The 24,516-nt window shown below is 68.9% G+C and carries 22 protein-coding genes; 7 read left to right on the top strand and 15 right to left on the bottom strand.

Annotated elements, in window-relative coordinates; translation table 11 throughout:
• Positions 1-29 precede the first annotated feature (29 nt).
• Together SBI80_RS21480 and SBI80_RS21475 are read left to right on the top strand one after the other, a co-directional pair.
• Entirely contained in the window at positions 30-1,058 is a 1,029-nt protein-coding gene (locus SBI80_RS21480) for an LLM class flavin-dependent oxidoreductase (RefSeq protein ID WP_318976849.1), read from the top strand.
• Positions 1,055-1,939 carry an EamA family transporter gene (locus tag SBI80_RS21475; protein ID WP_318976848.1) on the top strand — a complete coding sequence of 295 codons (885 nt, stop codon included), beginning with the start codon at positions 1,055-1,057 and terminating at the stop codon, positions 1,937-1,939. Before SBI80_RS21480 ends, SBI80_RS21475 begins: the two co-directional genes overlap by 4 nt.
• Positions 1,940-1,947: 8 nt before the next feature.
• Here the strand turns inward: SBI80_RS21475 and SBI80_RS21470 are convergent, their stop codons facing one another.
• The 9 genes from SBI80_RS21470 to SBI80_RS21430 all read right to left on the bottom strand — a co-directional run bounded on the left by SBI80_RS21470 (position 1,948) and on the right by SBI80_RS21430 (position 12,118).
• Positions 1,948-3,174 (bottom strand): fatty acid desaturase family protein, encoded by a 1,227-nt coding sequence (locus SBI80_RS21470; protein WP_318976847.1) that lies wholly within the window; start codon positions 3,172-3,174, stop codon positions 1,948-1,950.
• Positions 3,175-3,182: 8 nt separating this feature from the next.
• Positions 3,183-4,316: a ferredoxin reductase gene (locus SBI80_RS21465; RefSeq protein ID WP_318976846.1), complete on the bottom strand. Its 1,134-nt coding sequence runs from the start codon at positions 4,314-4,316 to the stop codon at positions 3,183-3,185.
• Between the two features lie 104 nt (positions 4,317-4,420).
• A complete protein-coding gene (locus SBI80_RS21460) occupies positions 4,421-5,314 on the bottom strand; it encodes an alpha/beta fold hydrolase (protein WP_318976845.1) in 894 nt (297 codons plus the stop codon).
• A gap of 73 nt (positions 5,315-5,387) precedes the next feature.
• Positions 5,388-6,089 carry a Crp/Fnr family transcriptional regulator gene (locus SBI80_RS21455; RefSeq protein ID WP_318976844.1) on the bottom strand — a complete coding sequence of 234 codons (702 nt, stop codon included), beginning with the start codon at positions 6,087-6,089 and terminating at the stop codon, positions 5,388-5,390.
• A gap of 78 nt (positions 6,090-6,167) precedes the next feature.
• Positions 6,168-6,461 carry a putative quinol monooxygenase gene (locus tag SBI80_RS21450; RefSeq protein ID WP_318976843.1) on the bottom strand — a complete coding sequence of 98 codons (294 nt, stop codon included), beginning with the start codon at positions 6,459-6,461 and terminating at the stop codon, positions 6,168-6,170.
• A gap of 53 nt (positions 6,462-6,514) precedes the next feature.
• On the bottom strand, positions 6,515-7,774 hold the full coding sequence (locus SBI80_RS21445; protein ID WP_318976842.1) for an NAD(P)/FAD-dependent oxidoreductase: 1,260 nt from the start codon (positions 7,772-7,774) through the stop codon (positions 6,515-6,517).
• Entirely contained in the window at positions 7,771-9,165 is a 1,395-nt protein-coding gene (locus SBI80_RS21440) for an NAD(P)/FAD-dependent oxidoreductase (protein ID WP_318976841.1), read from the bottom strand. Before SBI80_RS21440 ends, SBI80_RS21445 begins: the two co-directional genes overlap by 4 nt.
• Positions 9,162-10,607 (bottom strand): FGGY family carbohydrate kinase, encoded by a 1,446-nt coding sequence (locus SBI80_RS21435; RefSeq protein ID WP_318976840.1) that lies wholly within the window; start codon positions 10,605-10,607, stop codon positions 9,162-9,164. Before SBI80_RS21435 ends, SBI80_RS21440 begins: the two co-directional genes overlap by 4 nt.
• Positions 10,604-12,118, bottom strand: a complete 1,515-nt coding sequence (locus tag SBI80_RS21430; protein ID WP_318976839.1) for an amino acid permease — start codon at positions 12,116-12,118, stop codon at positions 10,604-10,606. The genes SBI80_RS21435 and SBI80_RS21430 overlap by 4 nt, the downstream gene beginning before the upstream one ends.
• Before the next feature lie 141 nt (positions 12,119-12,259).
• On the opposite strand from SBI80_RS21430, the gene SBI80_RS21425 reads away from it, so the two are divergent.
• Positions 12,260-12,991 (top strand): GntR family transcriptional regulator, encoded by a 732-nt coding sequence (locus SBI80_RS21425; protein ID WP_318976838.1) that lies wholly within the window; start codon positions 12,260-12,262, stop codon positions 12,989-12,991.
• Between the two features lie 60 nt (positions 12,992-13,051).
• On the opposite strand, the gene SBI80_RS21420 is transcribed toward SBI80_RS21425, so the two are convergent.
• On the bottom strand, positions 13,052-14,197 hold the full coding sequence (locus SBI80_RS21420; RefSeq protein WP_318976837.1) for an acyl-CoA dehydrogenase family protein: 1,146 nt from the start codon (positions 14,195-14,197) through the stop codon (positions 13,052-13,054).
• 107 nt (positions 14,198-14,304) lie between these two features.
• Between SBI80_RS21420 and SBI80_RS21415 the strand changes: the two genes are divergently transcribed.
• The gene (locus SBI80_RS21415; RefSeq protein ID WP_318976836.1) at positions 14,305-15,966 is read left to right on the top strand and encodes an acetolactate synthase large subunit; all 1,662 of its coding nucleotides are present in this window, start codon (positions 14,305-14,307) and stop codon (positions 15,964-15,966) included.
• Here SBI80_RS21415 and SBI80_RS28260 read toward each other — a convergent pair.
• Positions 15,926-16,582, bottom strand: a complete 657-nt coding sequence (locus SBI80_RS28260; RefSeq protein WP_413232770.1) for a molybdopterin-dependent oxidoreductase — start codon at positions 16,580-16,582, stop codon at positions 15,926-15,928. The genes SBI80_RS21415 and SBI80_RS28260 overlap by 41 nt on opposite strands.
• A 100-nt stretch (positions 16,583-16,682) precedes the next feature.
• Complete coding sequence (locus tag SBI80_RS21400) at positions 16,683-17,909, bottom strand: DUF7373 family lipoprotein (protein ID WP_318976835.1); 1,227 nt, start codon at positions 17,907-17,909, stop codon at positions 16,683-16,685.
• Positions 17,910-17,996: 87 nt separating this feature from the next.
• Here SBI80_RS21400 and SBI80_RS21395 point away from each other — a divergent pair, with 87 nt between their 5' ends.
• Complete coding sequence (locus SBI80_RS21395) at positions 17,997-18,572, top strand: chorismate mutase (RefSeq protein WP_318976834.1); 576 nt, start codon at positions 17,997-17,999, stop codon at positions 18,570-18,572.
• Positions 18,573-18,783: 211 nt separating this feature from the next.
• On the top strand, positions 18,784-18,990 hold the full coding sequence (locus tag SBI80_RS21390) for a long chain fatty acid-CoA synthetase Faa4p (RefSeq protein WP_318977028.1): 207 nt from the start codon (positions 18,784-18,786) through the stop codon (positions 18,988-18,990).
• 6 nt (positions 18,991-18,996) lie between these two features.
• Here the strand turns inward: SBI80_RS21390 and SBI80_RS21385 are convergent, their stop codons facing one another.
• The 3 genes from SBI80_RS21385 to SBI80_RS21375 form a co-directional block, all read right to left on the bottom strand.
• On the bottom strand, positions 18,997-20,253 hold the full coding sequence (locus tag SBI80_RS21385; protein WP_318976833.1) for a threonine/serine exporter family protein: 1,257 nt from the start codon (positions 20,251-20,253) through the stop codon (positions 18,997-18,999).
• On the bottom strand, positions 20,253-21,647 hold the full coding sequence (gene fumC / locus SBI80_RS21380; protein WP_413232778.1) for a class II fumarate hydratase: 1,395 nt from the start codon (positions 21,645-21,647) through the stop codon (positions 20,253-20,255). Before fumC ends, SBI80_RS21385 begins: the two co-directional genes overlap by 1 nt.
• Before the next feature lie 280 nt (positions 21,648-21,927).
• On the bottom strand, positions 21,928-23,751 hold the full coding sequence (locus SBI80_RS21375; RefSeq protein WP_318976831.1) for a bifunctional sugar phosphate isomerase/epimerase/4-hydroxyphenylpyruvate dioxygenase family protein: 1,824 nt from the start codon (positions 23,749-23,751) through the stop codon (positions 21,928-21,930).
• A gap of 94 nt (positions 23,752-23,845) precedes the next feature.
• Here SBI80_RS21375 and SBI80_RS21370 point away from each other — a divergent pair, with 94 nt between their 5' ends.
• Positions 23,846-24,490 carry a TetR/AcrR family transcriptional regulator gene (locus SBI80_RS21370; RefSeq protein WP_318976830.1) on the top strand — a complete coding sequence of 215 codons (645 nt, stop codon included), beginning with the start codon at positions 23,846-23,848 and terminating at the stop codon, positions 24,488-24,490.
• Positions 24,491-24,516: the final 26 nt, after the last annotated feature.

The following is a 24,516-nucleotide window of genomic DNA, read 5'->3' as shown; positions in this document are numbered from 1 at the left end:
GCATCCGTCGGAACGAGTCAGGAGCGGCAATGTTGGTCGGAGTCCTCGTCGAGCCGCACGCTCCAGGAGCGGTGGAGTTCGCCCGTGCCGCCGAACGCATTGGCGTGGACTCGCTCTGGGTTCCCGAGGTCTGGGGATACGACGCGCTCACCGGTCTGGCGTTCCTCGCGGCCAGCACGACCGAGATCGGGCTTGGGACGTTCGTGGTCCAGCTCGGCTCCCGCAGCCCGGCCCTGCTGGCGACGTCGGCGCTGAGCCTTCGGGAGTTGTCGAGCGGCCGCTTCACGCTGGGGATCGGGACCTCCGGGCCCGGGGTGATGGAGGGTTGGCACGGCGTCAGGTTCCGCAAGCCGGTGCAGACCACCCGCGAGACCATCGAGATCATCCGCACGGTCAGCCGGGGTGAGCGACTCGTGCACGCCGGCGAGATCTACCCGTTGCCCCTGCCCGGCGGCGAGGGCAGCGCCCTGCGGCCGCTGGTGCGCCCCGAGCACGTCCCGGTGTACGTCGCCGCGATGGGCCCGCAGAACCTGCGGCTGACCGGCGAGGTGGCCGACGGCTGGCTGGGCAATGCGTTCATCCCCGAGGCAGCCGAGGTGTTCCTGAACCCCTTGCGCGAGGGCGCCGAACGCGTCGGCCGCAGGCTGTCCGATCTCGATCTGGTCGCGCCCGTCGCGGTCGAATTCACCCACACCCGGGCCGAGGGTGACGAAGCAGCCAGACGTCACGCCGACGGCTACGCGTTCACGATCGGCGCGATGGGCTCCCCGTCCGGGCGCAACTTCTACAACGAGGCTTTCACCCGGCTCGGGTACGGCGCGGAGGTCGCGGAGACCGAGCGGCTCTGGAAGGCGGGGAGACACGACGACGCCAGGGCGGCGGTTCCGCTCGACCTTGGCCGGCTCACCAACCTGCTTGGCACCGACGCCGCGATCGCCGAGCGCGTCGACCGGTATCGCGCGGCGGGGATCACCACGCTGTTGGCCAAGCTCGACGGAGACCACGGCACGCAACTCTCGACACTGCGGCGGCTGCTGGCAATCGCCGCCGACCGGTGACGGCGTCGCGACGCCGGGGCGGGGCGCCCATCGGCCCGGCGCTGCTGGTCGTGGTGGCCGCGGCGTCGCAGGAGGTGGGTGCGGCGTTCGCGGTCGGACTGTTCGGTGCGCTGGGCGCCGGCGGCGCGGCGCTGACCCGGTTCGCCGTGGCCGGTGTCATCCTCTGCGCCGCCGTCCGCCCCCGCATCCGCGCGTTGCCCCGGCGGTCCTGGATCGCTGCCCTGGCGCTGGCGCTTTCGCTGGCCGCCATGAATCTGTGCTTCTACGAGGCGATCTCACGTATCCCGCTCGGTATCGCGGTCACCATCGAAGTCCTCGGTCCGCTGGTGCTGTCGGTGACCTCGAGTCGTCGGCGCATCGCCTGGCTGTGGGCGCTGCTGGCCTTCGCGGGGATCGCCGTCCTCGGCTTGACGCCGAAGGACGTGGGACGCCTGGACTGGGTCGGCGTCGGGTTCGCCGGCGCCGCCGCCGTGGCGTGGGCCGGTTACATCCTGTCGACGGCCCGGGCCGCACGGCTGCTGCCGCGCCTGGACGCCCTGGCGATAGCGACGGTGATCGGCGCCCTGGCGGTGGCGCCCGTAGCCGCGTTCACCGTCGACGTCACCGCCGCGCTGCACTGGCACGTGGCGGCACTGGCCGTGGCGGTCGGCGTGCTCAGCTCGGTGATCCCCTACTCACTGGAGCTGTGGTCGCTGCGCACGCTGGTGCCGGCCACCTTCGCCGTACTTACCTGTCTGTCACCGGTGGTCGCCGCGCTGGCCGGGTGGGCCGTGCTCGATCAGCGGCTATCGCCGCTGGACTGCCTGGCAATCGTGCTGGTCACCGCGGCTAGCGCGGGCGCCGTCCGATCGGGGCGCGGGCCAGGACTGCCCGCGGAGTAGCGACGTCCTCAAGCGGCCGACTGCAACTCCCGCAGCGCGGTCCGCAAGCCGCGTCGCTTGCCCGTCTTGGGGTCCACCCCGAAACTCTCGCGCATGCCCTCCCGGATGCGAAACTTCAACTCCGAGTTGGTCTCCGGCGCATCGTCGGGCGTCGCCTTGAGCAGCTTGTCCGGCAGGGCGAGCTTGAGGATCGTCCAGAATGATTGGGCGTACTGTCGCAGCAGCGGCCCGGTCGTGTAGGGCAGGTCGTACTTCTCGCACAGGGCCCGCACCCGCACGCTGATCTCGGCGTACCGGTTGCTCGGCAGGTCCGGAAACATGTGGTGTTCGATTTGGTAGCAGAGGTTTCCGCTCATGAACGCCATCACGGGGCCGGCGTGGAAGTTTGCCGAACCCAGCATCTGGCGCAGGTACCACTCGGCCTGCGTCTCGGTCTCGTATTCCTCCTTGGTGAACTTCTCCGCGCCATCGGGGAAGTGGCCGCAGAAGATCACCATGTAGGACCAGTAGTTGCGGATCAGGTTCGCCACCGCGTTCGCGCCGAGAGTGTGCTTCCAGGCCGGGCCGGTCAGCGCCGGGAACACGACGTAGTCCTTGCCGACCTGCTTGCCGACCTTCTTGCCGATGACCTTGAGGTCCTTGCGAACCTCCGCCAGCGACTTCTCGCCCTTGCGGTACTTGGTGGTCTCCAACCCGTGCGCGGCCACCCCCCACTCGAACAGTGTGCCGAGCAGGATGTTGTAGATCGGATTCCCGATCATCCACTTCTCCCAGCGCTGGTCGCGGGTGAGACGCATGATGCCGTAACCGATGTCGTCGTCCAAGCCGACGATGTTGGTGTACTTGTGGTGAATGTAGTTGTGCGACTTCTTCCAGTGCACCGACGGGGAGGTGGTGTCCCACTCCCACTCGGTGGAGTGGATCTCGGGGTCGTTCATCCAGTCCCACTGACCGTGGGTGATGTTGTGCCCCAACTCCATGTTCTCGATGATCTTCGCGAGCGCGAGCATTCCGGTGCCCGCCGTCCAGGCGAGCTTGTCGCGGCTGGCGAACAGCGCGATCCGGCCCGCCGCCGCGAGTCCGCGCTGCAACTGGATCGTGCGCCGGATGTAGCGCGCATCCCGCTCACCGCGGGATTCCTCGATGTCTGCTCTGATCGCGTCGAGTTCGCGCCCGAGTTCCTCGACGTCCTCGGGGGTGAGGTGGGCGTATGCCTTGATGTCGCTGATGGCCATGATGTCTCCTAGATGTTGAGAGTGCAGTCGCCGGATGCCGCGGAGATGCAGGTTTGAATGCGGTCGCCCTCGCCGTGTTCCTGGCCGGACCGGAAATCCCGAACGTGGCCGGATTCCAATGGCAGAACGCAGGTTTGGCAGATTCCCATGCGGCAGCCGAAGGGCATCTGGATGCCCACCTTCTCACCGGCCTCCAGCAGTGAGGTGGCGCCGTCGACCTCGATGGTCTTGTCCGAGACGGCGAACGTGACGGTGCCGCCCTCACCGCCCTTGTCGGTGCGGGCGATGACGAAGCGCTCCATGTGCAGGTGGTCGTCGGGCACACCGGCCTCGGCCCACACCTTCTCCAGGGTGTCGAGCATTGCCGGCGGACCGCAGGCCCAGGTGGGGCGCTCCCTCCAGTCCGCGACCACCCGGTCGAGTTCGGCGAAGTCGAGATGGCCGTCCTCGTCGGTCAATTGCAGGTGCAGCCGGTAGTTCTCCCGGTCATCCTCGAGCCGTCGCAGCTCGTCGTGGAAGATCACCTCGCCCGCGGTCGGTGCGGAATGCAGGTGCACGATGTCGCAGTCGTGACCGCGCTGCTGGATGGAGCGCAGCATCGCCATCACGGGTGTGATCCCGCTGCCTGCGGTGACGAGCAGGATCTTCGCGGGCGGCGGGTCGGGCAACGCGAAGTCACCCTTCGGTGACGCCAAGCGAACGATCGTTCCGGGTTCCACGCCGTTCACCAGGTGGGTGGACAGGAAGCCCTCGGGTGTGGCCTTCACGGTGATCGTGATGAGCTTCGCGTCACGTCGCGGAACGGAGGTCAGCGAGTAGGACCGCCAGTGGAACCGGCCGCCGATGCGCAGCCCGATGCCGACGTACTGACCGGGTTGGTAGTCACCGGAGAATCCCCACCCCGGCCGGATCGTCACGGTGGCCGAGTCCTCGGTCTCCCGCTGCACGTCGACGATTTCGCCGCGAAGCTCGCGCGCCGACCACAGCGGGTTCAGCAGTGTCAGGTAGTCGTCGGGCAGCAGGGGCGTGGTCGCACGGGCGGCGAGGCCACGCAGGACGTTGATGCGCCGGCCCGACGCGGTCGCCACGTTCCTGGCCGGCTTCTCACTCCAGCGGGTGAGCCTACGCAGCGTCGAGGCCATGCGTCAGCCCCCTCCGCCCGGCTCCGTCCAAATGAGCTTTCGGTGTACACATGTACGCCGACTACCCAGACGTGGCGCAGTTCACACCACCGGATTGCGAGGAGTCAGTCGTCTTCGTGCGGGACGGGGGTGAGCAGGCCCGCCACATCGGGTGAGCCCGCCGTGGTGGACGCCATGAACTCGTCGATGAGGTCTGCCACCGCCGTGGGCGCCTCGACGTGGGCGAAGTGTCCCACCCCCGGCAGCACCTCCAGCCGGCTGCCGGGCCGGGCCGCCTGGGCGGCATGGCCGTGCGCCACGGGGATGATCTCGTCGTCCTCACCCCAGATCGCCAGGGTGGGGAGCTCGGAGCGGACGTGCAGGCGGTTCAGCGCGCTCACGGCCTGGCCGCGATAGTCGACCACGGACCGCAGGGTGCGCAGGAACGCATCGCGCGTGGCCTTGTCCGAGAACGACGAGTACGCCCGCCACATCTCGCTGGCGCGCGGCGCTCGCATGCCGGCGGCAGTGAACCAGGAGCCGATCTTGTTGCCCACCTTGAGAACCGGGGTCGGCGCGATGACGGGCAGCACGAACTCCGCCCCCGGGGCCGACAGCAACCGAAGGACGAGGCCGACATCCGGGCCGAGACCACCGCTGCTGATCAGGATCAGGCGTTCGCAGTAGTCGGGATGCTGATAGATGAACTGCATCGCGACCCCACCGCCCAGCGAGTGGCCGACGATGGTCGCCCGGGCGATGCCCAGCTCGTCGAGGAGGTCGCGCAGCCACACCGCGAACGCACCGAGTGAGTAATCGCCGCGGGGTTTGGTCGACTTGCCGTGGCCGAGGAGGTCGGGTGCCACCACGCGATGGGACTTCGACAGCCGCGGGATCAACTCCCGCCAGGCATCCGAGCTGCCGGCCATGCCGTGGATCAGCAACAACACCTCACCGCTGCCCTCGTCGCGGTAGGCGACCCGGTCTCCGTGCAGGTCGAGGAACTTCAGGTCAGTCATCGTCGGACACTCCGAACTACTCGCCGGTAACTTCGAGACTGCCCGATCGAATGGGCACCGTCAACGCCCCGCGTCAGCGAGCTCGCTTGGCGAGCCGCTCCGGATCGAGGATCAGCACGCTCTTGCCCTCGACCCGGACCCAACCCCGTTGACTGAAGTCCGCGAGAGCCTTGTTCACCGTCTCCCGCGACGCGCCGACCAGCTGGGCGATCTCCTCCTGCGTCAGGTCGTGGGTGACGCGCAGCGCGTTGCCCTCCTGCGCGCCGAAGCGCTGCACCAGTGCCAGCAGCTGCTTGGCCACCCGGCCGGGAACGTCGGTGAAGATCAGGTCGCCGAGGTTGTTGTTGGTCCGGCGCAACCGCCGGGCCAGCACGCGCAGCAGCTGCTCGGCGATCTCGGGGCGCCCCGCGATCCAGGACCGCAGCGCATCTCGGTCCATCGACACCGCGCGGACCTGGGTGATCGTGGTGACGCTCGAGGTTCGCGGACCCGGGTCGAAGATCGCCAGTTCGCCGAACATGTCCGACGGACCCAGCACGGTCAGCAGGTTCTCCCGGCCGTCGGATGAGCCGCGGACGATCTTCACCTTGCCCGAGACGATGATGTACAGCCGATCACCGGGTTCGCCCTCGACGAAGATCGTGTGTCCCTTGGGGAAGTCGATCGGCTGCAGCTGTTCGATGAGGGCGGCCACCGCCGCGGGTTCGACCCCCTGCACGATGCCGGACCGCGCCAGCGTCTCCTCGACGTTGCCGGGATCGACCGCCGACCTCACGCCTGCCCTCTCGCAGTTTGTGCGTACATACCTGTGAGCGTGACGCCGCCACCTGAGTTTGTAAAGGGTGCAGGCACCTTAGACGTCGGTGGTGACGTAACGCGTCTTGACCGGGGGCGCGGCCAGCAGGGGCGGAAGATCGGTGATCTTGCCGTCCCCGGCCCGGAAGGCGCGGTAGGCCTCGTCGTCGGCGACGGTCTCCCAGACCTCGTGGATGATCCAGTGCGCCTCGTCGTCCTCGTCGACGAGCACGTCGACGACCTGCGCACCCTTGAAGCCGCGGGTCTTGACGAGCTCACGGGCGAAGACCTCGCGGGCCTCGGCGACCGATTCGGGCTTGAACCTCAGCTCGAGCAACACGGTGACGGACATGGTTCTCCTCGAGACGTCGCGATTCCGGCGGAGTTCCGGCTGCCTCCACCTTCTCAGATCTCCAATGCGACGGTGACGTCGCCGCCCCCGGGACGTGCGTCCGCCACCAGCGACCACGGTGCGCGATAGATCCGGCCGGGCGCCGCCGGCCAGAGCGTGCGCCTCGTCCCGATGACGCGGCCGTCCTGGTGGGCGCGCAACCGCGGGGCGCGGTGGTACTCGTCGACCCAGAACAGCAGATCACCGCGCGGTGCCACACCGCCGCCGGCGGTGACGAGCTGCGGGGTGACCCACCGCAGCGGCGCCTCGGCCCGGATCCGGGTGCCCGCATCGTCGTGTTCCCGATGCGTCAGCCAGGCGCGGACGTGCGGGGCGACGTGCCGACCGTCCAGCGCGGCGGCGTCGGCGGTGTCGACCGGGTGCAGCAGGTTTCCGACCGCGAAGACCCCGGGGACGCTGGTACGCAGACCGGCGTCGACCAGAGGCCCGCGCGTCGCGGAATCCATTGCGAGCCCGGCAGTTCGGGCCAGTTCGTGGTCGGGTATCCAGTCACCGGTCGTGATCACCGTGTCGCATTCGATGACCGAGCGGACACCCGTGTCGAGGTTCTCCACCACCACCGAGCGCACCCGTCCCTTGCCGTCGATGCGGGCCACCCGGCTGCGGGTCAGCACGGGTCCACGCAACAGCGCCCGACCCGGGACGCGGAAGGCGGCGTACGCCTCGGCGTGCGGATGGGCGCTGACCATGGCGACCGTGGCACACCCGGCTTCACGCAGGGTCAGCACCGCCGACCAGCTCACCAGTTCGGCGCCGATCACCACCGCGCGCCGGCCGACGTCCGCATGGTGTACGTGGACGAGGTTCTGCAGCTGACCGGTGGTGCAGACCCCGTCGGGCCGGTCCCCGGGAATGAGCCGCGCCGGTCTCGGCCGCTCCCTGGCTCCGGTGGCCAGGATGACGGCGTCGGCCTCGACGATCCGGCGACCGCGCGGCGAGGTGACCTCCATGGTGCGCTCGGCGCGCCATCCGGTGACCATGGCCTCGGTCTCCAGCCGGGCTCCCGCGTCCTGCGCGCTGGCGGTGAGCGTGCGCGCATAGGCGGGCCCTGAGACGAAGCGCCGCAGATCCCGCAGGCCGTAGCCGAGATGGTCGCTGTGCCTGGGGATTCCGCCGGCCTGCGCCTCGCGTTCCAGGACCAGGACCTCGCCGTCGACGGTCGGGGCCAGAGCCGCCGCTGCCGTCAGCCCGGAGGGACCGGCGCCAACGATCGCCACCGCCACCCGCTGGACGTCGGCGTCGGGACGGCTCATCGGGCGGTTCCCACACCGGCAGCGAGCAGGTCGGCGGTCTCGGCACCGCAGTAGAAGCCCTGGCACCGGCCGTTCATCACCCGGGTGCGCCGACGCAGGCCGTCGAGGTCGTGCGGCGGGATCACCGAGTCGAACGCGTCGCGGATCTCACCGGCGGTGACGCGCTCGCAGAAGCACACCACCCGGCCGTACTCGGGGTCCTCGGCAATGCGTCCGGCGTCCTGGTAGGGCCGCAGCGCGGCCTCGCCGATGTTGGGCATCCGCGGCGCGGGCGGCAGGTCGGGCCGAGGTGTCAGGTCCAGGCCCGTCGCGGTAAGCAATTGCGAAACATGTTCTGCCACTGCCATTCCCGATGTCAACCCGGTCGACCGGATGCCGCCGACGAGCACGTAGCGCTGCTCGGAGTCGACGTCGATGAGGTAGTCGTCGCGGTCGGCGGCGGCCCGTAGCCCGGCGTAGGTCGCGGTGATCTCCTCGTCGAAGAGGGTCGGCATCAGGGCCCGGCCCTTGCCGACGAGGAACTCGAAACCCTCCTCCGAGGTGCCGGTGGCGGTGCGGTCGGTCAGGTTCTCCGACGTCGGACCCACCATCACGTTGCCGTAGATGGTGGGACTGACCAGCACGCCCTTGCCCCGCGAGGACGGGACGGCCAGGACGATGCACGGCACCATGGGCCGGGTCAGCTTGTCGAACACCAGCAGTTCGCCCCGTCGCGGCGTGACGGTGAAGCGGTGGTAGCCGAACGCCGCGTCGAGGTGGTCGGCACCCAGCCCGGCCGCATTGATCACCCAGCGGGCCCCGATCCGCCCCCGGGTGGTGACCAGCGTGGTGTGGTCCTGGTGGGCGACGACGCCGGTGACGCGTTCGCCGCGGCGCAGTTCGGCGCCCCGCTGGACGGCGTCGGTGGCCAGCGCGAGGTTGGTCGTCCACGTGCAGATGATGGCTTCACCCGGCACGGTGAGCCCGGCCAGCGCACCGGGGCCCAGTTCGGGCACCCGGCGGTAGACCTCCTCGGCGGTGACCAGCTCGCAGGCGTGATATCCATTGCGCTCGGCCTTGTCCCGCAGCCCGGGCAGCGCGTCGCGTTCCTCGTCGGTCCAGGCCACCAGCAGCGCCCCGGTGCGCTCGACGGGGATGCCCGTCGCCTCGGCGTACTCGCCGAGCAGGTGGTAGCCGCGGGCCACCAGCCGGGACTCCAACGTGCCGGGGGTGGCGTCGAATCCCGTGTGCAGCAACGCGGTGTTGGCCTTGCTGGTGCCGTCCCCGACGTCGTCGCGGGCGTCGACCAGTGTCACGGTCAGCCCGGTGCCGGCCAGCACGCGGGCGATGGCGCTGCCGACGATTCCGGCTCCGACGACGACGACGTCGCGAATCTGGTTCTCGTCGGTCATGTTTGGGACTCCTCGTGGGTGGTCGCTGCCGCAGCGGCATGCCGCCAGCGGGCGAGATGTTCGGCCGCGCGGTCATCGGACCAGACGGGTTCGTAGGTGTGCGACGGCGTCCAGGTCCCGACGACCTGCGCCGGGCCGAGCATCGGATCGATGGCCAGCCGCGCGCATGCCGCCGCGCCGAGCGGGGTGGCATGCGCCGACGGGTAGACCTCGACGGGGATGCGGACCAGATCGGCTTGGGCCTGCATCAGCGCGGCGGAGCGCGTCAGCCCGCCGTCGACCCGCAGCCTCGTCAACGGTTGCCCGAGGTCTTGGGCCACCAGGTCGGCCAGGCACGCAACCTGAGCGGCGATGCCCTCCAGCAGCGCGCGCACCAGGTGGCCCCGGCCGCTGCTGAGCGTCATGCCCGTGAACGACGCGGTGGCTTGGGCGTCCCACCACGGCGCGGCGAGGCCGGCCAGCGCGGGCACGCAGAGCACGCCGCCGGAGTCGGCTACCGACGTCGACACCGCATCGAGCTGGTCGGCGGCCGGTACCAGCCCGAGGTCGATCGCCCAGCGCACCGCCGAGGCCGCGGTGTAGACCTGCCCGTCGGCGCAGTAGGACGTGGCACCGCGCAACGTCCACGCCACCGATGTGGTCAGGCCGGCACCGGACCGGGCAGCGTTCGCACCCAGCTGGGCGAGCAGGAATGCCCCCGTGCCGTAGGTGCACTTGGCCGCACCGGGGTCCAGGCAGCTCTCGGCCAGCAACGCGGCCTGCTGGTCGACGATCAGGCCGGCGACCGGAATGGCAACCTCGCCGAATGCGGTCGTCTCGCCGACGACTTGGTCACTGGCGACGATGTCGGGCAGTGCCTCGTCCGCGAGCCCGAAGAGGTCGAGCAGCTCGGCACTCCAGGTGGCGGTGTCCAGATCCAGCAGCAGGGAGCGGCTGGCCGTCGAGGTATCGGTGACGAACGCCCCGCAGAGCCGGTGCACCAGCCACGTGTCGGTGGTGGTGACCACGCCGTCACGCGTCAGGGTGGCCCGGAGCCAGGCCATCTTCGGCGCGGAGAAGTACGGGTCGAGCACCAGGCCGGTCCACCGGGCGACCGCGCCGGCCGAGTCGGCGAGCCCCGCGCAGATGCCCTCGGCACGGCGGTCCTGCCACACGATCGCCGGTGTCAGCGGCCGGCCGGTGGCGCGGTCCCACGCCAGCACGGTCTCGCCCTGGTTGGCCAGCGCCACCGCTGCCACGGGCACCCCTGCCTCGGCGAGTGCGCGCCGACCCGCTTCCACCACGGACTCCCACAACGCCTCGGGGTCCTGCTCGACACCGCCACCGGCCAGATACACCGGGCGCAGGGCGGTCTCGGCGATCGAGACCACCCGGCCGGTGGCGTCGACGACGATCGCCTTGGTGCCCGAGGTGCCCTGGTCGATGGCCAGTACGTGGGTCATGGCCGCGCGGTACCCGCTTCGTGGTCCAGGACGGCGTCGATCGAATGTTGGTCGGGCATGGCCAGACCGGCGCGCCCGCGCCGGGCGAGCAGGTAGCCGAGGTAGCCGGCGCCGATCACGACCATCACGATGACATACAGCCACGCGTCCTTGAAGCTGGCATCGCGGAACAGGGCCAGCTCGAATACCAGCCAGACGACCGCGACCACCAGGATCGGCTTCTCCCACCCCCCGAGGTCGAACTTGCCGTTCACGGGCAGCTGCCTGCGCTTGGCCAGATAGAGCACGACCGTGGCGGCGTAGATGATCGCCGGCAAGAGCGTGGCCGCCCCGAAGAGGGTGAACAGTGCGTCCTCGGATTGGGAGAAGATCGCCAGGATCAGTTCGGCGAGGACGACGAACAGCACCGTCGCACGTAGCGGCGTGTGGAACCGCGGTGAGATCCGGTTCCACTGCTGCCAGCCGGGGAAGCGCTCGTCGCGAGACATGGCCCACGTCAACCGCACTCCCGTCATCATGATGACGAGCCCGCAGGCGAAGATGGCGATCACGACCATCAGCAACAGCAGCGTACTGACCACCGAACCCAGGGTGTGCTTGATGACGTCGGCGATCGGCGTGCCCGACTCGGCGAGCGCCACCGGGTCACCCGCCGCGAGGGTGACGGCGATGAGGAAGACGAAACCGAGGATGCCCGAGGCCAACACGGCCTGACACATGGCGCGCGGAACCACTCGCTCGGGATCGTTGGTCTCCTCGGCCAGGTTGGCTGCCGACTCGAAGCCGACGATGGTGAATGCGCCGAGCAAGAAGCCGAGCATCCACGGGCCGGCCGAAGTCCAATCACCGAAACTCCAAAAGCCCTCTGCTGCAACGGCTCCCTTGCTGAAGAGGTTGCCGAAGTCCATCTCACCGCGGACGGCAGCGACGATCAGCAGCAGCAGCGTCAGGGAAACCATGCCGATGAGCTCGAGGGACACGGCGCCGTTGTTCACCCGTTCGCTCCACCTGGTGGACAGTGCGAGCAGGGTCGCCTGGGCCAGCAGCACGGCCGCGGTGACTGCCCACGTGACGGCGCTGGTGCCCTCGTAGTTCAACAGGACCGGCAGGACCGTCGAGGCGATCGTGTAGTCGACGGCCACCACGACGATCGCCAGGAAGGTGAACGAGATCCAACCGATGATCCAGCCGAGGACCGGGTTGGCCAGCCGCGACATCCATTGGTAGGCGTAACCGGTGACCGGCATCCGCGAGGCGATGGTGCCGAGCACGAAGGCGACGGCCAGCTGCCCGACGACCGCAATCGGCCAGGTCCAGATGCCGACGGGGCCAGAGGAATTCAGTACCGCTCCGTAGGTGGTGAAGATGCCGGTGGCAATGGAGACGAACGCGAACGCCACCGCGAACGACGCGAACTTGCCGGTATGGCGCTCCATCGACTGCTGGTAGCCGAACTGAGCCAGCTCGGCCTCGTCACCGCCGGAGCGGGCCGCGGGCTGCGGATCGGACATTGGTTCCTCCAGTTGGTATAGACCATGTGGGTGAACCAAAGTATGGGAGCGGTGTCCGAACCCGTCAACCCGAATGGGAATGTTGCGTCGTTTCGAGGTGGTCTGGACCAAGTGGGCTCTTGGCCGCACTACCCTGCAGGGGTGACGGCAACGGGCAGCGAGCGGCGGGCGCCGGCCACGCCGCGCTACCTCGCCATCGCCGCCCAGGTGCGCGACCGCATCGTCGTCGACCAGCTGGGACCGCACACCCTGCTGCCGTCGGAGCGCGAACTGGCCGAGCAGCATCAGGTCAGCCGCATGACCGCCCGCCAGGCGCTGTCCCTGCTGGAGACCGAGGGCGTGGTCTACCGGCGACCGCCGCGCGGAACCTTCGTCGCCGAACCCCGGGTGCGATTCCACATCGGCAGCTTCTCCGAGGAGGTGTCGCGGCTGGGTCGCCATCCCGCGGCGCACCTGCTGTGGGCCGAGCTCCAGGAGCCAACCCCCTCGGTGCGGCTGGCCCTCGACCTGGCCGGCGGGGCGGCGGTACATGCCTTCCACCGGCTGCGCACCGTCGATGACGTGCCCTTCGCCCTGGAGACCACGTTCCTGCCCGCCGATCTCACCCCGGGCATCCTCGATCTGGCCGACGAGGGCTCGCTGTGGGCGACGTTGCGCGACCGCTACGGCATCGAACTCAGCCGCTCCACCGCGGTCCTGGAGTCGATCGTCCTCGACGACGCCTCCAGCGCCCAGCTCAACGTCCGGCCCGGTGCCGCGGGCACCCTGCTCACCAGGACCACGTTCAGCACGGACGGCCGTCGGGTGGAGTTCGCCCGCGACGTGTATCGCGCCGACCGGGCCTCGTTCGAGGTGTCGGTCGACCTCTCCTGAGTCGCGATTCGTGCACACGCGGTTGCGGCTCGCGCAACCGAGCGTGCACGAATCGCGCGGCTACAGCCCCAGATCGCGCCCGATGAGTTCCTTCATGATCTCGTTGGACCCCGCCCAGATCTTGGTGACCCGCGCGTCCTTCCACGCCCGCGCGACCCGGTACTCGTTCATGTAGCCATAACCACCGTGCAGCTGCACGCAGTGGTCGAGGATCTCGTTCTGCACCTGCGAGCTCCACCACTTCGCCTTCGCGGCGTCGATCGCCGACAGCTCGCCGTGCGTGTGAGCCACCACGCAGTTGTCGATGAACGCCTGCGCCACATCGAGTTTCGTGACCAGCTCGGCCAGCAGGAACTTGTTCCACTGCAGCGAGCCGATCTGCTGACCGAAGGCCTTGCGGTCCTGCGCGTACTGCACGGTGTCCTCGAGGCTGCGTCGCGCATGGGCGAGGTTCTGCACGGCGCCGCTGATCCGCTCCTGCGGGAGCAGCTGCATCATGTGAATGAACCCGCCGTCGAGTTCGCCGATCCGGCGCGACGACGGCACCCGGACGTCTTCGAAGAACAACTCGGCGGTGTCGGCCTCGGGCTGGCCGACCTTGTCGAGCTTGCGGCCCCGCGTGAAGCCTGGGTCGTCGCACTCCACGGCGAAAAGGGTTATCCCCCTTGCTTTCTTCTCTGGAGAGGTGCGCGTGGCGACGATGACGAGATCGGCCTGGGTGCCGTTGGTGATGAACGTCTTGGAGCCGTTGATCACGTAGTCGTCACCGTCCTTGACGGCCGTGGTCTTCAGAGCGGCCAGATCGGATCCGCCGGACGGTTCGGTCATCGCGATCGCCGTGATCAGTTCACCACTGCAGAACTTCGGCAACCACTGCTGGCGCTGCTCCTCGGTCGTCAGCTTCACCAGGTACGGCGCGACGATGTCGAACTGGATGCTGAACGCCGAGGCGATGGCCGCACTGGAACGCGCCAGCTCCTCGTTGAGGATCGCGTTGAACCGGTAGTCACCCGCGGCGCTGCCGCCGTACTCCTCCGGCACCTCCAGACCCAGATACCCGTTGCGACCGGCTTCCCGCCAGGTGTCACGGTCGACGAACCGCTGCTCGATCATCTTCTCTTCGGCAGGCTCGACGGTGCGGGTGACGAACTCGCGGACGGATTCGCGGAATGCGTCTTGATCGGCATCGAACAGGGTGCGCTTCATGGGGCTTCTTTCCTCGTCGATCGGGCTCACTCGAGGATAACTACCGGGCGGTAGCGGAGACGTGGGGCGCCGACCGCGCACGCGCCGCGCGGTCTAAGGTTCACAAGATGGCAGATTCGCAGCGAACCACCGCCGAACTGATCGTCGAATGCCTGGAGAACGAGGGCGTCACCCACGTCTTCGGCATTCCGGGCGAGGAGAACATCCGGCTGGTCGACGCGCTGTCGCGTTCGTCGATCTCCTACGTGCTCACCCGACACGAACAGGGTGCGTCCTTCATGGCGGAGGTGTACGGCCGGCTCACCGGCAACGCCGGCGTGTGCTCGGCGACGTTGGGCCCGGGCGCCATCAACCTGCTGCTCGGTGTGGCCGACGCGACGACGAATTCGACACCAGTGCTTGCCCTCTCGGCTCAGGTCGGCATGAAGCGCAGCTACAAGGAGTCCCATCAAGGAGTCGACCTGGTGTCGATGTTCGCGCCGGTGACCAAGTGGTCTGCGCTGGTCGCAACGCCCGGTGCGGTGCCGGAGATGGTGCGCAAGGCGTTCAAGCTCGCGCAGACCGAACGCCCCGGCGCGGTGTACCTGGCCGTGCCCGAGGACGTCGAGTCCGCCGACGCCCCGGAGGGATCGTTGCCGTTGCGCGTCAACATCCCCCGCCCCGACGATCCATCGGCGACGCAGATCGCCAGGGCCGCCGACATCCTCGGCGCCGCCCGCAATCCGGTGGTGCTCGCCGGGCACGGGGCGGCCCGCTCCGGCGCGGCCGACGCGGTCCGCCGTTTCGCCGACACCCTGGCCATCCCCGTCGCCACCACGTTCCACGGCAAGGGCGTCATGCCCGACGACCACCCCCTTGCGCTCGGCGCCGTCGGCTTCATGCGGCACGACTACGTCAACTTCGGCTTCGATCAGGCCGACGTCATCGTGGCGGTGGGTTACGAACTGCAGGAATTCGACCCGATCCGGATCAATCCCCGCGGTGACACCAAGATCATTCACGTGCACCGCTTCCCGGCCGAGGTGGACGCGCACTACGACGTCTCGGTGGGACTGCACGCCGACATCGGCGGATGCCTCGACGAGCTCGCTGCCGCGGTGCACCGCGAGCATCCACCAACATCCGGTCAGGAACGCATCCGGGAGCTGCTCACCTCCGAACTCGAGGGCGGCCGCGACGACGACCGGTTCCCCCTGGCACCCGCCCGCATCGTCGCCGACACCAGGGCCGCCCTGGGCCGCGAGGACATCGTGCTCGTCGACACCGGCGCCCTGAAGATGTGGATGGCACGGCTCTACCCGACCTACGAGCCCAACACCTGCCTGATCTCCAACGGCCTGTCCACCATGGGGTGGACCCTGCCCGGTGCCATCGCCGCGAAGATCGCCCGGCCGTCGGCCAACGTCCTCGTCGCCACCGGTGACGGGTCGTTCCTGATGAACTCTCAGGAGATCGAGACCGCCCTGCGTGTCGGCACCCCGATCGTCATCCTGGTCTGGGTGGACGACGCCTATGGGCTGATCAGCTGGAAGATGGATCTGGAGATCGGGCACAACGTCGACACCCGGTTCGACAACCCCGACTTCGTGGCCTACGCCGAGAGTTTCGGCGCCACGGGGTACCGGATCGCCTCGGCCGACGAATTGCTGCCGACCCTTCGCGAGGCGCTGGCCGCCGACACCGTCAGCGTGATCGCCTGCCCCGTCGACTACTCGGCGAACAGCGTCCTCATCGCGTCGCTCGGTGAGCTCGACGAGTCCTGGTCGTGATGCTGCGGACCACGTAGCAGACCGCGCTGGTCAGGTAGAAACCCGCGACCAAGAGCAGCCAGCGCCCCAGGTACGGCTCCTGAGTCAGGCCAGTGGCCGCCGTGTAGGTGAGGCCACCCTGCCGAATGATTCCGGGCAGGAACAGCAGGAAGGTCAAACCGGCTGCCAGCGTGGGCATCCGGAGGTAGTTGATCGACGCGACCCGCGGTGGGCGAAAGTCGATCGAGGCAACCCATTTCGTGCAGTGCACCCCAGGAAGGGCAGGAACGACGATCCTGGCCGGGTAACCGTGGTCAGCTGATAGCTCGGCGCCGTTGACCCGCAGGGCGAGCAGAGAGTCGGGGTGTAGCACCTGATTGCGTTGCAGGCGAGCGTGATTGAACGCTCCAAATCGCTCGAGCGAGGACACGGCGGCCGATCCCGGGTCAGGTCGGCCCGCGGCGGCCGCGGCGCGGTTGATCTGAAAGTCGTTGAGACCGTCGCCATGGCTACGTCCCCTGGGCAACAGCAGCTCCAGCGGCCGCAACCACCCACCGACGGTCTGACCCACGATGAGTACGGCGACCAACAGGGCACCGCCACCGACGACCGCCACCTCCTGTCCCTTGGGCACCATGGCGGCGGAGCTGAAGAACGACGGAGCATTCCGCCCGCTGCTCGACGCCGCCTTCCGCCGGTGGGAACGCCCGATCCGCGCCGGTGACCCGGCGACCCGCTCAGCCGGTGGTGAGCAACACGTACTGCGCGGCCAGCTGCTGATGGACGTCGAGCAGCTGCTCGCTGCGGGCCTCGATGGCGTACCGGCCGGCGGGCACCACGCAGTAGAAACCCTTGGCCAGGGCATGGCAGCGGCTGTCGGGCAGGGCCTTGACCCCGTCGGCGGGTGTGGTGCCCTCCGAGGACACCTCCTTGTCGAAGGAGTCGACGATCATCTGCGCCGACCCCTCGTCCCTGGTCTGATAGACGTTCGTGCTTCCCATCCCCACCTGCGTGGTGCCGGTGTCCTTGAACAGCGTCGCCGAGGCCAGTGGATTGCTCTGGAAGTGTTCGGCACCGCGGGCGGCGTAGACCGCGTTCTTGGCCGCGGCCGAGACTGCGGCCGGCAGGATCTTGGCCAATAGCCCGGTCGGATCCAGGGGAACGGCGGCGAGATCGGGGGCCGGGGTGAACTGGTCGATCATCGGGGCCTGCGCGTCGATCGCCTTGGCCACCAGCGAGGTGGCCCGGTCCAGCCCGTCGCCGGACTGCACGAACTGCATGAAGACGTACGGACCGTGCGCGGTGAACGATCTGACGGCAGCCCTTGGCTGGTTCGACCCGTGCGGCGTGAACGGGTAGGTGGAGGCCACGGTGTCGGGATGGCCGGGGATGGGCTGGGCGGCAGGCAGGATCCCGGCGACGGGTTGCTTGGCCGAGGCGTCGCCCATCGCGGCACTGGCGGCGACGGCGGCAGCCGGATCGGGGAAGCGCATCACGGCGTTCACCATCGAGGCCTTCTCGGATTCCTGGCGGGCCGAGGCAAACCCGTTGATCATCCCGTGCTGGGCGGCAGCGGCAGCGATGGCCTCGGGACCCAATTGCTGCAACACGTCGGTGGTGGAGATGACGTAGTAGCTGTTGAGGTAGGTGTCGACGAGCTCGTCGTCGACCTCCCAGGGCCCCACCACGAAGTCGGCCATGTTCCGGGCGTCCACCACCGCACCCATTCCCGGGTTTCCCGCCACACCCAGCGGCGGCCGCGGTTTCACCGGATACGGGCCGACGTCGAGCAGCGCGGGGCTGACCACCGGCCGTGGCGGCGCCGAAGTGGTCGCACTGGTGGCTGACTGCTGCCCAGTCCCGTTGACCTGCCCTGAGTTACCAGAACTCCCGCAAGCGACGAGCATCAGCGCGCACACGCCGAGAACCCCGTATCGACCCGTGCGCCGCATCTTGTCTCCCATCGTCGGACGCTCCAACCTACTGGGCAGCACCGTCTCGGTCCGGCATTTGCTGGCCACCGGGTGCCCGGCACTGGCTAGCGTGTCGGCATGATCCCTGCCGCCCTCCTCGTCCGCGCCGTGCTCGTCACCGCGGCCCTCGCGCTGACGACGACCGCCGTACCCGCCCCGGCCCGCGCCGACGAACAACCTCCCCTGTACGCGTTGGTCGACGCAGCCGCGACGCGTCTGCAGACCGCCGACGACGTCGCCGCCTCCAAGTGGACCACCGGCGGGTCCATCGAGGATCCCGCCAGGGAGCGCCAGGTGCTCGACGCGGTCGCGGCGGCCGCCACCGAGCGCGGTGTCGACCCGACCTACGTGACGGCGGCCTTACGCAACCAGATCGACGCGACCGTCGGGGTGGAGTACGCCCTCTTCGGGGACTGGAAGCTGGATCCGGCCAGCGCCCCCACCGCCGCACCGAACCTGGCGAACTCCCGGTCGACGATCGACGCGCTCAACCGCACCATGGTCAGTGAGATTGCCGGACAATGGGATTCACTGCACTCGAGCGGATGCCCAGCCGAGCTTCAGGCCGTCAGGGACGCCGTCGCCGTCGCCCGCCACCTCGACGAGCTCTACCAGCGGGGGCTGGCGCTGGCGACGCGTTCCTACTGTCAGTAGAAGCCGCGATGAACCCCAGGTGAACCGCGTTCGCCGGGCCAGTCGCCCCGATTAGCACATCGGTCAAGCGATTAGGTGATCCGGGTGTTCACGCATTACTCTTGCCCGCGGTTCGTCGTCGACTCAGGAAACTTTCCCCATGACTGTTCAGCCCGCTCTGCGGCGCCCGCATGCCCTGCGCGGCGCCCGTCGGCACAGCTTCGCTCCCCGCGTGCAGTGCCCCACCGTCGGCCAGTGTTTCGACATCGAGGTCAGCCGCGAGATCGACGGCTGGACCATCCGCGTCCCCGAGATCGGCGCCGTCACCCACGCCAGGCGCAGGGCGACGGTCGAGATCGCGGCGCGCGAGTGCATTGCCGCCAAGACCGGCATTCCGATCGGCTACGTCACGGTGTTCGTGGCCACCGAGAAGGTCTGACTCGCACTAGATTCGCCGCTTGTCCGAGGCGGCACTGAACACGGCGTACGCGTGCATCGGCACCGCAAGCCCAGTCGCCAGGCCCGCGATGACGAGAACGGCGACGGCTCCATCGGAGCACAGTGAGGTCAGTAGCTCCGGGGAAGGTGCGGACGCGAACTGCACCAGACCGCTGAGCATCCGGAACACGAAGACGCCGGGCACCATGGCCACCACCGAGGCGAACCCGATCGCGGCGAACGGGATTCGCAGCCGATGCGACACCGGTACCAGCAGCGCTCCGATGATGAGGCAGGACACCAGTCCGGCGGTGGCCAGATCCACCCGCCCGATGCCGAGCAGCCACCAGTGCGCGGCGTGCGCGAGCATGCCGAAACCGACTGGCCACCCGATCATCCGGTACGGCATCGAGAAGAAGACCGGGTACGAGCCAGCCGCGACGCCGGCCGCGATCACGTCGACCCACAGCGGCACGCTGGTCGCGGGTTGCGCGACCGAGATGGTCAATCCCCCCGCCGCCACCCCGAGAATCAACCCGGTGGCGATCGCCACCAGGATCAGCGCCGCATAGCCGAGCCGGCCGAGCCCCAGCGTGATGCGCAGCGCGAGGAGGTCGAGGGCGCCGTTGAGGATGTGCGGCCCCGGTACCAGCACCATGGCGGGGCACAGCACGACCAGCCCGAGGGCGTCGGGGATGCCGACGTGGTGGGCGGCGACGCCGCCGAGGCCGGCGACCAGCGCCGCGGTGAACGCCTGGGTGAGGATGCCGCCGCCGAGGCGGTCCACGCCACGCCGCGCCAACCCGCCAAGGGCCGCACTGAGGGCCACGATCGCAACGGTCAACGGATCGTGCGTCCCGAACAGCACCGCCAGCGCGCCGGCACCCGTCGCACAGGCGGTGGCGAACAGCCAGGTGTTCGACACCGGTTCGCGCTGCGCGGCGGTCAGCTGGCGCCGCACGTCGACGGGATCCAATGGGCCGTCCTGCGCGGCGTCGATGGCCGCCATCGCCGTCGCCACCCGGCGCATGTTCACCGCGGTCGGCGAGACGCCCGCGACGCGCACCGAACCATCCGATCCGATCAGCTGCAGCGCCGGCCAGCTAGGCACCAGCGTGGCCTCGGTGCCGAAGCCACGGTTCAACCGGTCGACGGCCGTCAGGGTCATGCCCGTCGACTGGGCGTCGACGTGCAGCAGCACCACCGCGTCGAGCACGACGTCTAGCGGGTCGACCGGCGCGCCGGTCTGCACCTCACCGCCCATCAAGCCCCGCCAGGACCGTTGCCGACCATGCCCAGGGGATCGACCACCGAGTCGAACTGCTCACCGGTGACGTGCCCGGAGGCCACCGCCGCCTCGCGCAGCGTGGTGCCCTTGGCCAGCGCGTCCTCGGCGATGTGGGCGGCGTTCTGGTAACCGATGACCGGGCTGAGCGCGGTGACGAGCATCAGGCTCTCCGAGACGTACTTGCCGATTCGGTCGGTGTTGAGAGTCGTTCCGCGAACCGAGAACTCGAGGAACTTCTCGCACCCGTCGCCCAGAATCCGCGCCGAGTGCAGGAAGTCGTTGATGATCACCGGGCGCATGGCGTTGAGCTCGAAGTTGCCCTGAGAGCCCGCCAGCGCAACGGCCGTGTCGTTGCCGATCACCTGGATGGCGATCATCACCAGCGCCTCGCACTGCGTCGGGTTGACCTTGCCCGGCATGATCGAGGACCCGGGTTCGTTGGCGGGCAACACCAACTCACCCAGTCCGCACCGCGGGCCGGACGCGAGCCAGCGCATGTCGTTGGCGATCTTCATGAGCGCCACCGCGAGGCCGCGCAGCGCGGCGTGGGCGCGCACCATCGCGTCCAGTGATCCCAACGCCGCGAACTTGTTCGGCGCGGTGACGTACTCCGTGCCCGTCAGTTCGGCCAGTTCTGCGGCGACGTCGGCGCCGAATCCCGCAGGGGCGTTCAGGCCGGTGCCGACGGCAGTGCCGCCGACGGCCAACTCCAGCAGCCCCTTTCGGGCATGCCGCAGTTCCTCGATGCACGCGTCGAGCTGGGCCGCGTATCCCGACCACTCCTGTCCGACGGTGAGGGGAACTGCGTCCTCGAGATGGGTGCGACCAATCTTGACGACGTCAGCCCACTGCGCGGCCTTGCCGGCGATCTCGTCCCGGAGGGCCTCGACCCGGGGAATCAGGCGGTCGTCGAGTTCGGTCACCGCGGCGATGTGCATCGCGGTGGGGAAGGTGTCGTTGCTGCTCTGGCCCATGTTGACGTGGTCGTTGGGACCCACCGGCTGCTGGCTGCCGAGTTCGCCACCGAGTAGTTGAATCGCCCTGTTGGACAACACTTCGTTGACGTTCATGTTGCTCTGTGTGCCGGAGCCCGTCTGCCAGACGAAGAGTGGGAACTCACCGTCGAGCTTGCCGGCGATTGCCTCGTCGGCCGCCTGCACGATCACCTTCGCGCGCCAGTCCTGCAACCGGCCGGCGCGCTCGTTGACCAGCGCACAGGCCTTCTTCACCAGGCCGTAGGCGCGGTATACCTCGATGGGCATGTGGTCGTTGCCGATGGAGAAGTGCTCCAGCGAGCGCTGGGTCTGGGCACCCCAGTACCGGTCGGCCGGAACGTCGACGGTGCCGAGGCTGTCGAACTCGGTCCGCATCCCGGTCGCGTCGATCCCCACCGGTACGTCGGTGTAGGTCGGCGCGTCGTGATCGGCGGCGTCTGGCATGTCGTGTTCTCCCATCGTCGGATTCGGTGCAGGCGCGCGCAGGGTGGACGGTCCGGCGCACGCCAAGAGTGCCAGCATTGGCCTCGCCGGCGGAGGCAAACCGCACATCGCCACGCCCGTCGGACGGAATCCATTCTCCGTCCTTGGGACGGCCGCCGTCGTCCACGGTGGCGCCACCACCGTCTGGGGGTTAGCTGCTAGAACGCTCGTCTCACCGCCGCGACGTGCCTCGCAGGCGCTGCGCCGCCAGCCGCACCGGGGCGTTGTCGATGCCGTAGCCGTCGTAATCGCCGATGCGCTGGATGAATTCGAAGAACACCGTGCCGACGGTGCGAGTGTAGAAGTGGATGAAGGCGCCGTCGGCGCTGCGGTCGTAGAGCAGGTCGAGGTCGCGCAGCTCGGCGATCGTGTCGGCATCGACGCCGAAGCGGCCCGCGACGTAGTCGTAGTAGTTGTCGGGCACGTCCAGGAAGCCCAGCCCCCGGGCCCGGGCGGCGCGGGCGAAGGCGACGACGTCAGCGCACGCAAACGCGACGTGCTGAGGCATGGGGTCCTGTTCGAGGACCTGCGGTGCGACGTTGAGCGGCAAGCGAATCGAGCCGTCCTCGGTGCGCATCACCTGGCTGCGGACCAGTCCGATCGGCCCGGCCACCTCGGTGGGTGCGTCCGCGCCGAGCCCGAAGACACTGGTGAGGAACAGCACCGCCTCGTCCGCCGTCTGCCACGGGACGGCCAGGTTGACGTGGTCGATGCCGTACGGGGCCGGACCCGGCCGCGACGGCAGACCATTCTCGAACTCGCCCACCCAGGCTGGAGCCGAGCCGGTCGACGGTGCCCCGACCCAGAAGAACTCGGTCCCGTCGGGTGCGGTGGCTCCGCCGAGTGCCTGTTCACTGGCGTAGGTCCGGCGGTAGGCGGCGGGTGCCATCAGGTCTGCCGCGCGCTGCGAGGTGGCATCTGCGTCGGGTACCAGCAAGCCGACCGCGGCGACGTGCGGGGCGACGTCGCGGGCCTGGTGCTCATTGAGCACCACACGGACCTCGCCCGAGGTCCACAGCGACACCGGCTTGGTGCGGTGCCGACCGGCTGGGATGAAGCCCAGCTGTTCGAGCAGCACCTCGACGTCGCTGGTGTCCTCGGCCTTGAGTTCGACGAAGTCGAAGCCCACGGGCGGCTTGGCGTCCGCGACGGGCGTCAGCGCGGCGGCGCGGCCGGCGCCCGGCAGTGCTGCCACCTTGTCCTGGAGCCAGACCAGCGACCGCAGCGCGTGCACCGCGGTGCGTTCCGGGTCGGTCTGCCGGAAGGTGTCGTTGAAGACCTCGAGGGACAGCGGTCCGTCGAACCCGGTCGCCAGCACATGGGAGACGAACGTCGCCAGATCGAAGGCACCCTCACCGGGAAACAGCCGATGATGCCTGCTCCACGACAGCACGTCCATGGACAGGGCGGGCGCATCGGCGAGTTGGAGGTAGAAGATCTTGTCCCCGGGGATGCGTTCGATGGCCGCCGGATCGTCGCCGCGGGACAGCACGTGGAAGCTGTCCAGACAGACCCCGACCGCGGGGTGGTCTGCCAGTTCGGCGATGCGCCAGGCCCGTCGGTAGTCGTCGACGAACCGCCCCCACGCCAGCGCCTCGAAGGCGATCCGGACTCCGTAGCCGGCGGCGACGTCGCCGAGCCGGCGCAGCTGGTCGGCGGAGTGCTCGTCGGAGTCGACGGTGGCGGTGGCCACGTTGCTGCAGACCAGGACCGTGTCGATGCCGAGCCGCTGGGCGGTGGCGAACGTGGCACCGGCGCGGCGCAGGTTCTCGGCGAAGGTGGCCTCGTCCACGCCCTCGATGTCGCGCAGCGGTTGGTACAGGTCCAGCGAGAGGCCGAGGCGGCGCGCCAGCGCGCGGATCTCCTCGGGGCTGTGGTCACTGGCGATCAGGTCCGGCTCGAAGATCTCGACGCCGTCGAACCCTGCGGCTGCGCACGCATGCAGCTTCTCGACGAGCGACCCGCTGATGGACACGGTGGCGATGGACGTCCTCATGGTGTGCCTCCAATCACACCCAATGTACTAAACGGTTAATACATTCGGAAGACAGTCCGCCAAATCGACTTCGGACGCGAAGTAAGCTGCCCGCGTGACCGTCCCCGAGCCCAAGCGGGAGCTGCAGCGCGATGCCGAGCGCACGCGGGCCGAGGTGCTGGCCGTGGCCACCGAGGTGTTCGCGGAGTCGGGATACTCGGGCGCCAGGGTCGACGAGATCGCCGATCGCACCCGGACCACCAAGCGGATGATCTACTACTACTTCGGCGGCAAGGAGCAGCTCTACCTCGCCGTCCTGGAGAACGCCTATCGCGGCATTCGCGAAGCTGAGCAGAAACTTCAGGTAGACCACGTCGATCCCGTCGTCGCGATGCGCCGGCTCGCCGAGCTGACCTTCGACCATCACCTGGACCACCAGGCGTTCATCCGACTGGTGTCGATCGAGAACATCCACCGGGGTGAATTCATCGGCCGACTCGACTCGCTGCGCACGCTGTCCCGGCCGGCCACCTCGCTCCTGGACGAGATCCTGGCCCGCGGCCGGGATCTCGGCGTGTTCCGCGACGACGTCGAGGCGCTCGACGTGCACATCGTGATCAGCTCCTACTGCGTCTTCCAGGTCGCCAACCGGCACACCTTCGGCTTCCTCTTCGGCGTCGACTTCACCGAGGTCAACCAGCGCGCCCATATGCGCCGGATGATCGGCGACGTCGTGGTCGGCTGGCTGACCTCGCGGTAGTACGCGGCCCCACACTGAGACCGGGC

Origin of the sequence: Mycolicibacterium sichuanense (genome assembly GCF_033741125.1) — a bacterium.
Taxonomy (GTDB): domain Bacteria; phylum Actinomycetota; class Actinomycetes; order Mycobacteriales; family Mycobacteriaceae; genus Mycobacterium.
The sequence above is the reverse complement of the archived record's forward strand: the minus strand, read 5'-3'. Positions and strand labels throughout refer to the sequence as shown.

Bases quoted from the DNA above. Each gene is read 5' to 3' on its own strand.
- SBI80_RS21480 (WP_318976849.1), top strand. From the start codon at position 30: ATGTTGGTCGGAGTCCTCGTCGAGCCGCACGCTCCAGGAGCGGTGGAG.
- SBI80_RS21470 (WP_318976847.1), bottom strand. From the start codon at position 3,174: ATGGCCATCAGCGACATCAAGGCATACGCCCACCTCACCCCCGAGGAC.
- SBI80_RS21465 (WP_318976846.1), bottom strand. From the start codon at position 4,316: ATGGCCTCGACGCTGCGTAGGCTCACCCGCTGGAGTGAGAAGCCGGCC.
- SBI80_RS21460 (WP_318976845.1), bottom strand. From the start codon at position 5,314: ATGACTGACCTGAAGTTCCTCGACCTGCACGGAGACCGGGTCGCCTAC.
- SBI80_RS21450 (WP_318976843.1), bottom strand. From the start codon at position 6,461: ATGTCCGTCACCGTGTTGCTCGAGCTGAGGTTCAAGCCCGAATCGGTC.
- SBI80_RS21445 (WP_318976842.1), bottom strand. From the start codon at position 7,774: ATGAGCCGTCCCGACGCCGACGTCCAGCGGGTGGCGGTGGCGATCGTT.
- SBI80_RS21440 (WP_318976841.1), bottom strand. From the start codon at position 9,165: ATGACCGACGAGAACCAGATTCGCGACGTCGTCGTCGTCGGAGCCGGA.
- SBI80_RS21435 (WP_318976840.1), bottom strand. From the start codon at position 10,607: ATGACCCACGTACTGGCCATCGACCAGGGCACCTCGGGCACCAAGGCG.
- SBI80_RS21430 (WP_318976839.1), bottom strand. From the start codon at position 12,118: ATGTCCGATCCGCAGCCCGCGGCCCGCTCCGGCGGTGACGAGGCCGAG.
- SBI80_RS21420 (WP_318976837.1), bottom strand. From the start codon at position 14,197: ATGAAGCGCACCCTGTTCGATGCCGATCAAGACGCATTCCGCGAATCC.
- SBI80_RS21415 (WP_318976836.1), top strand. From the start codon at position 14,305: ATGGCAGATTCGCAGCGAACCACCGCCGAACTGATCGTCGAATGCCTG.
- SBI80_RS28260 (WP_413232770.1), bottom strand. From the start codon at position 16,582: ATGGTGCCCAAGGGACAGGAGGTGGCGGTCGTCGGTGGCGGTGCCCTG.
- SBI80_RS21400 (WP_318976835.1), bottom strand. From the start codon at position 17,909: ATGGGAGACAAGATGCGGCGCACGGGTCGATACGGGGTTCTCGGCGTG.
- SBI80_RS21395 (WP_318976834.1), top strand. From the start codon at position 17,997: ATGATCCCTGCCGCCCTCCTCGTCCGCGCCGTGCTCGTCACCGCGGCC.
- SBI80_RS21385 (WP_318976833.1), bottom strand. From the start codon at position 20,253: ATGGGCGGTGAGGTGCAGACCGGCGCGCCGGTCGACCCGCTAGACGTC.
- fumC (WP_413232778.1), bottom strand. From the start codon at position 21,647: ATGCGGACCGAGTTCGACAGCCTCGGCACCGTCGACGTTCCGGCCGAC.
- SBI80_RS21375 (WP_318976831.1), bottom strand. From the start codon at position 23,751: ATGAGGACGTCCATCGCCACCGTGTCCATCAGCGGGTCGCTCGTCGAG.